A 12,139-nucleotide genomic window follows, 5' to 3' on the forward strand; every position below is an offset into this window, starting at 1 on the left:
TTGACTGGCGCGCTTTAAAACGACCACTTTGAACGACCATCCGATACGACGAGGCTTCAATGGCAACACAGACCCCGCGCCCGGTAGCGCTGATCATTCTGGACGGTTACGGCCATAACCCGGATGCCGCACACAATGCCGTGGCCGCCGCCAATACGCCGGTCATGGATGCACTTTGGGCCCAGCGTCCCCACGCTTTCGTACACACCGATGGCGAGCATGTGGGCCTGCCCGACGGCCAGATGGGCAACTCCGAAGTCGGCCACATGAATCTGGGCGCGGGACGCGTGGTGTATCAGGATTTCACCCGCATCACCAAGGCAATCAAGGAAGGCGAGCTTGCGCGCATCGAGGCGCTCACCGCGCCCATCGATGAAGCAATCGCCCAGGGCCGCGCGGTGCACCTGCTGGGGCTTTTATCGCCCGGCGGCGTGCACAGCCACGAAGATCACTTTTTAGCGCTGGCCGAGCTTGCCGCCAGCCGCGGCGCCACGCGTATCTACGTGCACGCTTTTCTGGATGGCCGCGATACCGCGCCGAAAAGTGCGCTTTCGTCGATCGAGCGGGCTAACGCCAAACTGGCTGATCTGGTCGGTGCGGACAACGGCTTCGTCGCCTCGATCATCGGGCGCTTCTACGCCATGGACCGCGACAACCGCTGGGAGCGGGTCGAGAAGGCCTACCGCCTGCTTACCCAGGGCGATGCCGAGCACACCGCCGAAAGCGCCGAGGCGCTTTTGGAAGCCGCCTACGCTCGCGGCGAAACCGACGAGTTCGTCGAAGCCGGCCAGGTACGCAAGGAAGGCCAGGGCGTAGCGATTGCCGATGGCGACGCGGCGCTGTTTCTGAACTTCCGCTCAGATCGTGCCCGCGAGCTGACCCGCGCCTTCACCGACGACGCCTTCGACGGCTTTACCCGCGAGCAGCGCCCCCGGCTAGCCGGCCAGGGCCTGGTGATGATGACCCGCTACGCCGCGGACATCGACGCCCCCGCCGCCTTCCCGCCGACGGATCTGACCGATACCTTGGGTGAAGTGGTCGCCAAGCGCGGGCTTTCGCAGCTGCGTATCGCCGAAACCGAGAAGTATCCCCACGTGACGTTTTTCTTCTCCGGCGGTTTCGAGGCCGAATACGAGGGTGAAGAGCGTATCCTCGTGCCCTCGCCGCGCGACGTGAAGACCTACGACGAAAAGCCCGAGATGAGCGCCTTCGAGATCACCGAGGCGCTGGTCGAGGCGATCGACGCCCACCGCTTCGATCTCATCGTGTGCAACTACGCCAACGGTGACATGGTCGGCCACACCGGCGACTTCGACGCCGCGGTGAAAGCGATCGAAACCGTGGACACCTGCGTGGGCCGCGTGGTCGAGGCGATCGAGCGCGCCGGCGGGGCCTGCCTGATCACTGCCGACCACGGCAACGCCGAGCAGATGATCCACCCGGAGACCGGCGCGCCGCAAACCGCGCACACCACCTTCGTGGTGCCGCTGGTGTATGTCGGTGAGCGCCCGGCGCGCCTCATTGAGGGCCGGCTATGCGACCTGGCGCCCACGCTTTTGACCCTGATGGACCAAAGCGTGCCCGAGGCGATGACCGGCACGCCGCTACTTACCTTCGACGAATGAGGCCACGGCTCGCCAGGCGGGCGGCGCGCTGTGTTGCCCTGCTGAGCGCGCTAGGGCTCGCGGGCGGCGCGCTTGGCCAGGACGAGCGCGCCGCCCGCGAGCAGCTCGACGCCCTGGGCCAGCAGATCGAGTCGCTCAATACCCGGCTTTCAAACACCGGCCAGGCGCGCGACAGCGCCGAGCGCGAGCTTCAGGCGGTGGAAACCGAGCTTGCCCAGACCCACCAACGCCTCGATCGCCTGCAGGCCGAGCGGCGCACGCTCGACGACGAAACCCAAACGCTTCGCCGCCACCGCGACCGTTTGCAGGCCGAGCGCAACGTCCAGGTTACCGCGCTGGCGCAGCAGTTCGCCGCGCTTTACCGCCTGGGGCCGACCCCGCAGCTGAAACTTCTGCTCAACCAGAGCGACCCGGCGGAGCTCGACCGCATGCAGGCGTACCTGAACCGTCTGACGCGCGCGCGCGAGGCCAAGCTCGATGAGCTCGCGCGCCTCGACACCGCGCTTGCCGACACGGAAGCCGAGCTCGACCAGCGCCAGACCCAGCTGGCCACGCTTTCCGAGGAGCTCGAGACGCAGAGCGCGATGCTTGCCGAGACCAGCGCCGAGCGCCAGAGCGTGGTCGCCACGCTCGACGATCGCTACGAAAGCGAAGCCGACCGGCTGGCGGATCTCAATCAGACTCGCGAAGAGGCCGAGGCGCAGCTTCGCCGTATCCAGGCGGAAATGGCGCGGCTGGCCGAGGCCACGCCGACCACCCACATCGGCCGCACCCAGGGCGATCTGCCCTGGCCGGTTCAGGGCGCGATCAGCGCGGGCTTTCGCGGCCAGGACGGCGTCCACTATAACGGCATCGTCATCGAGGCCGGCGCCAACACGCCGGTCACCGCGGTGCATGAAGGCCGGGTGGTGTTCGCCGACTGGATGCGCGGCTTTGGCAATTTGTTGATCATCGACCACGGCGACCAGGTGATGACGCTTTATGCTCACCTGCAGCAGTTCAGCGCCCGGGCGGGCCAGGCCGTCGGCGCCGGCGAAGAGATCGGCCGCGTCGGAAATAGTGGCGGCCAGCGCCGCGCCGCGCTTTACTTCGAGGTACGAAACCGTGGCGAGCCGATTAATCCCGAGCGTTGGATTGCGCGCCGCTGACGGGATAAGCTGGCACGACACGATACGACGACATTTCACTACACGCGCTACCCCGGCGCCTTCTGCCTTGCGGAGTCTGCATGACGCTAACTGTGAACGAAGTACTGGCCCCCGCCAGGCGGCTGATAGCGCCCCTGCTTTCGCTTTCGCTGCTTGGCGCGCCGCTGCCGCTCTGGGCGCAGCCCGCCAACGGCGCGCCAGAGGCGCTGCCCCTCGAGGAGATCCAGACCTTCGCTGAGGTGTTCGAGCGCATCAAGCGCGGCTACGTCGAAGAGGTGGACGACGCAACGCTTTTGCGCAACGCCATGCGCGGGCTTTTGAGCGAGCTCGACCCGCACTCCGCCTACCTGGACGTCAACGAGTTTCAGAGCCTGCGCGAATCGACCGAGGGCGAGTTTGGCGGCATCGGCATCGAGGTGGGTAACGAGGATGGCCAGCTGATGGTCATTACGCCGATCGACGACACGCCCGCCTCCCAGGCCGGGCTGCTCGCCCGCGATCTGATCATTGCCATCGACGGCACGCCGACGGAGAGCCTGTCGCTGCAGGAGGCGGTCACGCTGATGCGCGGCGAGCCCGGAAGCGAGCTCACGCTGAGCATTCTGCGCGCCGGCGAGGACAGCCCGCGCGAAATCACCCTGGCCCGCGAAGTGATTCGCAGCGAAAGCGTCAAGCACGAGCTTTTAGAGCCCGGCTACGGCTACCTGCGTATCAGCCAGTTCCAGTCGCGCACCCCGGAGCAGGCCGCGGATGCGCTCTCACGCATGAGCCGCGAGCAGCCGCTTGCCGGGCTGGTGCTGGACCTTCGCAACAACCCCGGCGGCGTGCTGCAGTCGGCGGTGGGCGTGGCGGATCTGTTTCTCGACAGCGGGCTGATCGTCTACACCGAAGGGCGTCTGGCCAACACCGAGATGTCGTTCTCTGCCAACCCGGCAACACCTGCCCGCGATACGCCGCTGGTGGTGTTGATCAACGGCGGCAGCGCCTCCGCCGCCGAGATCGTGGCCGGTGCCCTGCAGGATCAGCGCCGCGGCATCATCATGGGTACCGAAAGTTTCGGCAAGGGCTCGGTGCAGCAGATCATGCCGCTGGGTAACGGCGAAGGCTTGAAGCTCACCACCGCGCTCTACTACACCCCTAACGGCCGCTCGATCCAGGCCCAAGGCATCGAGCCGGATGTCGAGGTCGTGCGCGGGCGGCTGGAAGTCGCCGAAGGGCGCCGCGAAATTCGCGAAATCGACCTCGACGGCCATCTGAATAACCAGGCCGGCGGCACGCCCGATCGCGGCGAGTTCTCCGAGCGGCTGCGCGACGACTACCAGCTCAGCGAAGCGCTGAATCTGTTGAAAGCGCTCAACGTGGTCGACCGGCGCCGCTAACCCTGCCGGGTTAGCGACATGAGCGCGGCAGGCGGCCGCGCTCGCCGGTGGCCTGACGCATGATCAGCCGCTTGAGCGGTATTGCCTGGCTCATCGCGCTCATGCCGAGGTTGCGCGCCAGCGTCAGGGCCGGCAAGCGGCTGCCAAAGAGCTGCTTGAACCCCTTCATCAAGGCGAGCATGGCGGCGTTGTCGAAGCGCCGCCGGCGCTCGTAACGCGCAAGCGTGGCGCGCTCCCCCCAGGGGGCGCCGCGCCGCCAGGCGTGCACCACCTCTTCGGCCAGCACGGCTGCATCCATCAACCCAAGATTCACGCCCTGGCCCGCCAGCGGATGTAGCGTGTGCGCAGCGTCGCCGACCAGTGCGAAGTGATCCAGCACGTAGCGTTTGGCGTGGCGCTGGATGAGCGCAAAGCGGTAAGCGTCGTCCAGTACCTCGATACGCCCAAGCGAGGGGCCGAACGTCTCCTGTAGTGCTTGGCCCAGCGCGTCGCGGGAAAGCTCCTGGAGCTGCTGCGCGTGCGCCGGTGTCGTCGACCAGACGATCGAGCAGTAGCGCGCGTCGTCGCCGTCGGTCAGCGGCAAAAAGGCCAATGGCCGCCCATCGACGAAGACCTGGCGGGCGGTGCCGCCGTGGGGCTTTTCGCAGCGCACGGTGGTCACCACCGCGTCCTGCTCCATGGACTCTTCTGCCACCTCGATACCGGCCAGCGCGCGAAGCGCCGAGCGGGCGCCGTCGGCGGCGATGACCAGCGGCGTATTGAGCTCGCGCCCATCCTTGAGCACCAGGCTGCGCCCTTTGGCCGTCGTTTGCAGCGCGGCGACCTCGGCGCCAAAAAAGAGGCTCAGCGTCGGAAGCCGCAGCACGTGGCGATTGAGCGCGGCCAGCGTCACGCCGTTTTCGACGATATGCCCAAGCACTGGCGTGCCCGCCTCGTCGGCACTGAAGTGGATGCTGCCGCTGCCCTCGCCGTCCCACACATGCATGTAGCGATACGGCGTTACCCGTGTGGCCGCCATGTCGTCCCAGGCGCCGAGATGTTTCAACAGCCGCTGGGACACCGGCGTTAGCGCGCTCACCCTTGGGGCGAGCGTGCGCGTGTCGAGGGTGCTCAACTCGAGCGGCGCTGCCTGCGACTCGACCAGCGCGGTGCGCATGCCGGCGCCGGCCAGAAGCCCCGCCAGCGCCGTGCCCACCATGCCGGCGCCGACGATGACGGCGTCAAACTGCTCGAAGGTACTGCCGGGTGACGCCTGTTGGGTCTGCATACCGCTTCCTGTCGTGAATCGTGAATCGTGAATCGTGAATCGTGAATGACGAATATAAGCGCTAGCGCTCGAGGCCCATGGCGCGGCGCGCCAGCCCCCGGCGCAGCGGCCCGACCAAATTGAGGCCAATGAGCCCGGCGGCGCGGGCATGAGGCAAGAGCGGAAACGAGGCGCCGAACAGTCGCACCAGGCTATCGCTAAAGCGAATCACGTTGGCGCGATCCTTCGCCCGACGGCTCTCGAACGCGAGCAGCGTCTCCATGTCACCGAAGTCGCGGCCCTGCTCGCGGCCTTCTTCCAACGCCTCGACCAGGTCCATCACCGAGCGCAGCGCCAGGTTGAAGCCCTGGCCCGCCACCGGGTGCAGCGCGTGGGCGGCGTTGCCGAGTACCGCCAACCCCGGACGCACCGATTCACGAGCGGTGACCAGCGAGAGCGGATAGCTAAAGCGCTTGCCGACTTTGGTGAAACGCCCCACCCGGTCACCGAAAGCGCGCTGGAGCTGATCCAGAAACGCGCCGTCACCAAGCGAAAGCCTCGAGCGCTCCTCACCGCCCTGGTGGGTCCAGATCAGTTCCATCGCCTGGTGAGGCAGCGGCAACAGCGCAATCGGCCCTTCACTGGTGAAGCGCTCGAAGGCCACCCCCTTGTGCGGTTGGCTAATGCCGACGTGGGCGATCACTGCGGTCTGCTCGTAGGAGCGGCGCTCGCTCTGGATACCCAGCTGCTCCTTGAGCCCGGAACGGCCGCCATCGGCCAGCACGGTCAGGCGGGCGTCGAGCCGATCCCCGGTGGAAAGCGCCAGGCAGTGGCCACCCTCGACGGCAGTCATGGTGTCGACCGTGGCCGGGCAGTACCAGTCGATGGAAAGCTCTCCAAGGCGCTGATGCAGCACCTGCCCCATCCAGGCATTGGGAATCACGTAGCCAAGCGCCTCGACCCCCACCTCGGCGGCGGACAGGCGAGTGGCGCCCAGGCGACCGCGCTCGCTGATATGAATGCGCGAAATCGGTGAGGCTTCGCGCTGCATCGCCGGCCAGACATCGAGCTCGCGAAAGCGCTGGGCGGAACCCGCGGCGATGGCGCTGGCGCGGGCGTCGAAGCTCGGCTGCCAGGTGAGCTCATCGGCTTTCGGCACCGCCGCGGCCTCCACGATCGCCACCCGCAGGGCAAAGCGTTCGATCAGCGGCGCCAGCGCGCAGCCAAGGCTTGCCCCCACCAGCCCGCCCCCCACGATCACGATATCGTAAGCAGCCGTTTTTAATACATTTTCCGGCACATTCGCGGGCATCGAAAGCCTCCGTGATTAAATGTAATTTCGTAATCCTTTACATAATGGTATTTTTGGCATGTTAAAACTGATTAATTTTTAGCCATCAGCGCTTCGATTTCGTCTATCCGCTTGGGAACGTCACTGGTCAATATTTCACCGCCCTTCTCATTGACGGCCACGTTGTCCTCGATACGAATGCCGATGCCGCGGTAGGCGGCGGGCAGATCGTCCTCACTGGGAATATAGAGGCCGGGCTCGACGGTCACGACCATGCCGGGCTCGAGCGGGCGCGGCGTCTGCTCGTCGAGCCGATAGGTACCGACGTCATGAACGTCGAGGCCAAGCCAGTGGGACGTGGAGTGTAAATAGAAGCGCCGGTAGCTTTCATCGTCGATACGCGCCTGCACTTCACCGTCCAGAAGCCCCAGCTCGATCAGCCCGCGGGTGAGATCTTCGACGACACCCGCGTGGATATCGGCAAGCGTGGCGCCGGGCGCCACGGCAGCGACGGCGCGCTGCTGGGCCCCCAACACCACCTCGTAAAGCGCGCGCTGGGCCTCGCTGAAACGGCCGCTGACCGGGAACGTGCGGGTGATGTCGCCGGCGTAAAGATCGAACTCGGCGCCGGCGTCGATCAGTACCAGCGCGTTCTTCTCGAGTGCGTCGGCGTTTTCAATATAGTGCAGCACGCAGGCGTTCGCGCCGCCGCCCACAATGGTGCTGTAGGCGGGACCGCTGCCGCCGTGCCAGAGAAATTCGTGCTCGAGTTCGGCCTGCAGCTGGTACTCGAAGAGCCCGGGGGCGCAGGTGCGCATCGCGCGACAGTGCGCGCGAGCGGAAATGCGACAGGCGTGGCGTAAAAGCGCAAGCTCCGCCGGGCTTTTGATCAGCCGCAGCTCGTGGATCAGCTCGCGGCTGTCGAGCCAGCCCTTGAGCATCGGCTTGCCGCGGCGCTGGCCTTTTTGGGCCTGGGCAAGTGCCTCTTCGGCAATGGCCTGAGCCTCGGGGTGATCCAGCGGTGCGTAGAGCAGCGTGCGGCTTTCGAGCATTGCCAGCAGGAAGTCGTCGCGCTCGGCGTTTTCAAACGCCTGGTCGATACCGTGCTCGGCCATGACGCCCTCGGCGCCCAGCCGCCGCCCGGTCCAGGCCTCCATCGTTGGGTCGCGATCCTGACAAAACACGACGCTTTGACCCGCTTCACGGCCGGGCAGCAGCAGAAGCAGCGCGTCGGGCTCGTTGATGCCGGTCAGATAAAAAAAATCGCTTTGCTGGCGAAACGGATACTCGCTGTCGTTCGAGCGAGTCGTGAGCGAAGCGCCGGGCACGATCAGCGCTGCGCCGTCGGGTAATTTCGCCATCAGCGCCTCACGGCGGGCGCGGTACTCGTCAAGGGTGATCGCGGCGGGGCGCGAAAGCGTATCGAATGACATTGAAGCTCCTTTGAACGGCCGGAAAAACTCAGTGGACCGGGGCGTCGGTCTGCTCGACCTGGGGTTGGCCCGGGTGCTGCTCGGTGTAGAGCAGCATCGCGGCCATGCGCGCGTGCTCGGAGAGCGCGAACAGGTCGTTCTCGTTTTCCGGGCTGTCGTCGATGTCGGTCTCGATCTGGCCAAAGCTTGCAAGATCGTCGATGGCTTCCTTGAGCGGCTGCGACCAGCGCTTTTTCAGCGCCTCGTCGGCGACCTCCTCGATGACCTCGGTAAAGCCCAGCGCCCACTCCTTGAGTGCCTGAGCCTGCTCGCCGAGCGAGAAGAGCTCGTCGGGCAGCAGCGGGGCGTAGTTCAAGTCGTTGGCGCTGAGCGCGTCCAGGGTTTGCCGGCGCCAGCCGAGCAGGCGCTCGGCGCTCTGTGGATCCCTGGGCTGCTCGACGCCCAGGCTCATACAGACTTCCTCGAGCCAGCTTTCGGCGGTGACGTCACGAAGGGCTAGAAGCGCGCAGAGCCGGCCGTCGAGAAAGGCAGGCGACTGCATGCTGCCGTGAAGAAGAAAGACGTCGGCCACGTCGGAAAAGTCCTGGCGCTGCTCGATGAGGGACATGGGGGCTCTCGCTTTGGGCAGTGAACGAAGGGGTATCGAAAAAGCGAAGGAGGATCGATGGGCGGCGCCTCGGCGGGAAAGCGCGTTGACCCCGCGCAAGCCGCTCTCTTATAGTGAACGCCGCCCCTCCTTTCTATACCGTGATGTTAACGCATTCGGGCCCTGACGTGCCCGTGCCGGAGTCTTCGATGAGTAACGCCAAGCGGCCAACCAAAGAAATTACCCTGCTGGGTCGCGGCTACATGATCGCCTGCGATACCGGCGAGCAGGCCAAGCTTGAACGCGCCGCTCGCTATCTGGACCGCGCCATGCAGGGCATTCATGCGCAAAGCAGCGTGCTGGGCAGCGAGCGCATCGCCATCATGGCGGCGTTGAACATCACCCACGAGCTTTTAGAGGCGCTCGACGAGCACCGCGCCGGCGAGGCGAGCCTTAATCGGCTGCACGACCGGCTGGAAAAAGCGCTGCAAAAAGCCCGCCCCGTCGAAAAATCCTGACGCCTTCGCACAAACCGGGCCCAAACCTATGGCATCGGCGCTCGCTCTGTTAAGATAAAGCGGTTCTCTGGAGTGTGCGCCAGTCGTTATAGTCCCTCGAGCCTATGCGCAGTACCCAGGGGGCCAAATGCTAGCCAGACCCGTGTGCATGTCCGTGCGTCGGAAAGCCTGACGGTTTGGCTGCGGCCACCCACTCTGAACCAGTAGGTTCAGGGCCAGAACGACAGCGGCACTCTGGGGAACACCATGCTCGATCCTTCCGTTACCGATACCGACCACCTCGACAAACGCGCCCTGCGCCGCGAGCTTCGCCGAAGGCGCCGTGCCTTGAGCGATGCCGAGCAGCAAACGGCGGCGACCTCGCTTTGTCAGCGTCTCAACACCCTTCCCGAGATTCAGCGCGCCAGGCGCGTAAGCCTTTATCTGCCGGTCGGCGGCGAAATCGACCCGACTCCGCTCCTTGGCTGGTTGCAACAGCGCCGGGTAACGGTTTATCTGCCGGTACTGCGCCCCTTGAGCCACAACGCGCTCTGGTTCGTGCGCTTTGACGACGACACCCCCATGGTCGAAAACCGCTTCGGCATTTCTGAGCCCTGCACGCGCTTTGGCGCGCGGCGACAAAACCGGATTCCCGCCTGGGCGCTGGATACGCTGATCGTGCCGCTGGTCGGCTTCGATGGAGAGGCCAACCGGATGGGCATGGGTGGCGGCTTTTATGATCGCACGCTCGCTTTCATGCGCCGCCCGGGCCCCAAACCCGCGCTGATCGGCGTGGCCCACGCCTGCCAGCAGGTGAATAAACTCGAACTCGAGCCCTGGGATATTCCGCTGGATGCGGTGGTGAGCGATCAGGGGATCGTTCGCCGCGGTAATGGCTGAACGCCTAATGAGCGCCACAAAAAAAGGGCCGATAGCGATCGGCCCTTTTTTTATATCGAGGTCAGCGCTGAAAGCGCCGCCCTTGCAACGATCAACTTCCTGCCAGCGCCTGTGCGTATCCGGTGACCAGTACCCCCAACAAAAAGACGACCGTCAACGCCATTACTACGTCAGGCTTCCTACGCCGCATGCCTTGTCTCCAACGTTTTTATGATGACCGATGCCCTAAAGCCAGTCATCAATAGGTGGTTTCAAGGATGGCTGGCTTGACTAATTTTCGAAGTCGACTATAGGGCCAATGGCGGGGCGTTGACAATAGCCTACGTCCCACTTTTTTGATCACCCCCCAGCATTTTCATGCACCAGAATAACGCGAACGGCGTGGAGCAGAAGGTTAGTGAGTGCTAACAAACTCAGGCCATGAAGAGCTTGTAGGCCGGGTTGTCGCTCTCCTGCCAGTAGCGGTAGCCGATGGCGTCGAGATACTCGGCCACGTGGGTGCGGTCATCGGCGGGCACCTGCATACCGACCAGCACACGCCCATAGGCGGCGCCGTGGTTGCGATAGTGAAACAGCGAAATATTCCAGTCGTGAGGCAGCTGGGTGAGAAAATTCATCAAAGCGCCCGGGCGCTCGGGAAATTCGAAACGGTAGAGCTCTTCCTCAAAGCGCTCGCTGGGGCGTCCGCCGCTCAGGTGGCGAATGTGCAGCTTGGCGAGCTCGTTATCGGTCAGGTCCTCCACCGGGTAGCCGCCTTCAACCAGCCGGTCGATGACGGCGCGGCGGTCCTCGCCGCCGGGTTTGATCTGTACGCCAACGAAGATGTGGGCATCGCTGTCGTCGGCGTAGCGGTAGCTGAACTCGGTGACCATGCGCCGGCCAAGCGTCTGACAGAATTTCTTGAAGCTGCCGGGCTTCTCGGGAATGGTCACGGCGAGAATCGCTTCACGCTGCTCGCCAAGCTGGGTGCGCTCGGCAATATGCTGCAGCCGGTCGAAATTGGTGTTGGCGCCGGAGTTGATGCACAAAAGCGTCTGCCCTTCGGCGCCGGTTTGCTGAATGTACTTTTTCAAGCCGGCCAGCGACAGCGCTCCGGAGGTTTCCGATACCGCCCGGGTATCCTCGAAGATATCCTTCACCGCCGCGCAGATCTCGTCGGAGTTGACCGTGATGACGTCGTCGATCAGCGTTTTGGCCAGATTGAAGGGCACCTCACCGATCTGCGACACCGCCACGCCCTCGGCGAAGGTGCCGACCTGGTCGAGCACCACGCGCTCGCCGGCGGCCAGCGCCGCCTTGAGGCAGGCGCTGTCTTCGGCCTCGACGCCGATCACCTTGATATCCGGGCGCAGGTACTTAACATAAGCGGCCACGCCCGCAATCAGCCCGCCGCCGCCGACAGGCACGAAGATCGCATCGAGGCGGCCGCTATGCTGGCGCAGAATCTCCACACCAATGGTGCCCTGGCCCGCCACCACGTCGATATCATCGAAGGGCGGAATGTAGGTGTAGCCGTGCTCGGCGATCAATTCCTGGGCGTGGGCGGCGGCGTCAGAAAAGGCGTCGCCCTTGAGCACCACGCGCGCCCCGCGCGAGCGCACGCCCTGCACCTTGATCTCCGGGGTACTACGCGGCATCACGATGGTCGCCTTCACCCCCATCAGCTTCGCCGCCATGGCCAGCCCCTGAGCGTGGTTGCCGGCAGAGGCGGCGATCACGCCTTTTGCTTTCTGCTCCTCGGAAAGCTGAGCCATTTTGTTGTAGGCGCCGCGAATCTTGAACGAGTAAACCGGCTGCAGGTCCTCGCGCTTGATCAGAATCTGGTTGTGAAAGCGACGCGACAAAAAGGGGGCGGGTGAAATGGGGGTCTCGCAGGCCGCTTCATACACGCGGGCCTGGAGGATCTTTTTGACGGTAGCTTCGAGCATGCGGATATCCAGACGGTAAAAAGGCCCAGGGGCCGAGAGAAAAGCCTTTATTGGTAGCAGATCGCACCTGGTCGCGTCCAGCGTTATAGGCGCGCATCAACAGATC

General features: G+C 64.7%; 10 protein-coding genes and 1 other RNA gene. 6 read left to right on the forward strand and 5 right to left on the reverse strand.

The window, feature by feature from the left end:
• Nucleotides 1-59 precede the first annotated feature (59 nt).
• The 3 genes from gpmI to RN346_RS16745 all read left to right on the forward strand — a co-directional run bounded on the left by gpmI (nt 60) and on the right by RN346_RS16745 (nt 4,152).
• Entirely contained in the window at nt 60-1,625 is a 1,566-nt protein-coding gene (gpmI, locus tag RN346_RS16735) for a 2,3-bisphosphoglycerate-independent phosphoglycerate mutase (RefSeq protein ID WP_311961741.1), read from the forward strand.
• Nucleotides 1,622-2,773, forward strand: coding sequence for a peptidoglycan DD-metalloendopeptidase family protein (locus RN346_RS16740; RefSeq protein WP_311961742.1), 1,152 nt, complete (start codon nt 1,622-1,624; stop codon nt 2,771-2,773). Before gpmI ends, RN346_RS16740 begins: the two co-directional genes overlap by 4 nt.
• 80 nt (nt 2,774-2,853) lie before the next feature.
• A complete protein-coding gene (locus tag RN346_RS16745; RefSeq protein ID WP_263585716.1) occupies nt 2,854-4,152 on the forward strand; it encodes a S41 family peptidase in 1,299 nt (432 codons plus the stop codon).
• Nucleotides 4,153-4,162: 10 nt separating this feature from the next.
• On the opposite strand, the gene RN346_RS16750 is transcribed toward RN346_RS16745, so the two are convergent.
• From RN346_RS16750 to RN346_RS16765, 4 genes are all read right to left on the reverse strand, one after another.
• Entirely contained in the window at nt 4,163-5,419 is a 1,257-nt protein-coding gene (locus RN346_RS16750) for a UbiH/UbiF/VisC/COQ6 family ubiquinone biosynthesis hydroxylase (protein WP_311958987.1), read from the reverse strand.
• A 61-nt stretch (nt 5,420-5,480) separates the two neighbouring features.
• Nucleotides 5,481-6,710, reverse strand: a complete 1,230-nt coding sequence (gene ubiH, locus RN346_RS16755; RefSeq protein ID WP_311961743.1) for a 2-octaprenyl-6-methoxyphenyl hydroxylase — start codon at nt 6,708-6,710, stop codon at nt 5,481-5,483.
• A gap of 71 nt (nt 6,711-6,781) precedes the next feature.
• Entirely contained in the window at nt 6,782-8,122 is a 1,341-nt protein-coding gene (gene pepP / locus RN346_RS16760) for a Xaa-Pro aminopeptidase (RefSeq protein WP_311961744.1), read from the reverse strand.
• 28 nt (nt 8,123-8,150) lie between these two features.
• Nucleotides 8,151-8,729 carry a YecA family protein gene (locus RN346_RS16765; RefSeq protein ID WP_263585712.1) on the reverse strand — a complete coding sequence of 193 codons (579 nt, stop codon included), beginning with the start codon at nt 8,727-8,729 and terminating at the stop codon, nt 8,151-8,153.
• Between the two features lie 188 nt (nt 8,730-8,917).
• Between RN346_RS16765 and RN346_RS16770 the strand changes: the two genes are divergently transcribed.
• From RN346_RS16770 to RN346_RS16780, 3 genes are all read left to right on the forward strand, one after another.
• Nucleotides 8,918-9,226, forward strand: a complete 309-nt coding sequence (locus tag RN346_RS16770) for a cell division protein ZapA (RefSeq protein WP_263585711.1) — start codon at nt 8,918-8,920, stop codon at nt 9,224-9,226.
• 61 nt (nt 9,227-9,287) lie between these two features.
• Nucleotides 9,288-9,471: non-coding RNA, 6S RNA (ssrS, locus tag RN346_RS16775), on the forward strand.
• A 1-nt stretch (nt 9,472) separates the two neighbouring features.
• Entirely contained in the window at nt 9,473-10,105 is a 633-nt protein-coding gene (locus RN346_RS16780) for a 5-formyltetrahydrofolate cyclo-ligase (protein ID WP_311958998.1), read from the forward strand.
• Nucleotides 10,106-10,518: 413 nt separating this feature from the next.
• Here the strand turns inward: RN346_RS16780 and ilvA are convergent, their stop codons facing one another.
• Entirely contained in the window at nt 10,519-12,033 is a 1,515-nt protein-coding gene (gene ilvA, locus RN346_RS16785; RefSeq protein ID WP_263585709.1) for a threonine ammonia-lyase, biosynthetic, read from the reverse strand.
• Nucleotides 12,034-12,139 lie beyond the last annotated feature (106 nt).

Origin of the sequence: Halomonas sp. PAMB 3232, assembly GCF_031954225.1 — a bacterium.
Classification (GTDB): Bacteria; Pseudomonadota; Gammaproteobacteria; order Pseudomonadales; family Halomonadaceae; genus Vreelandella.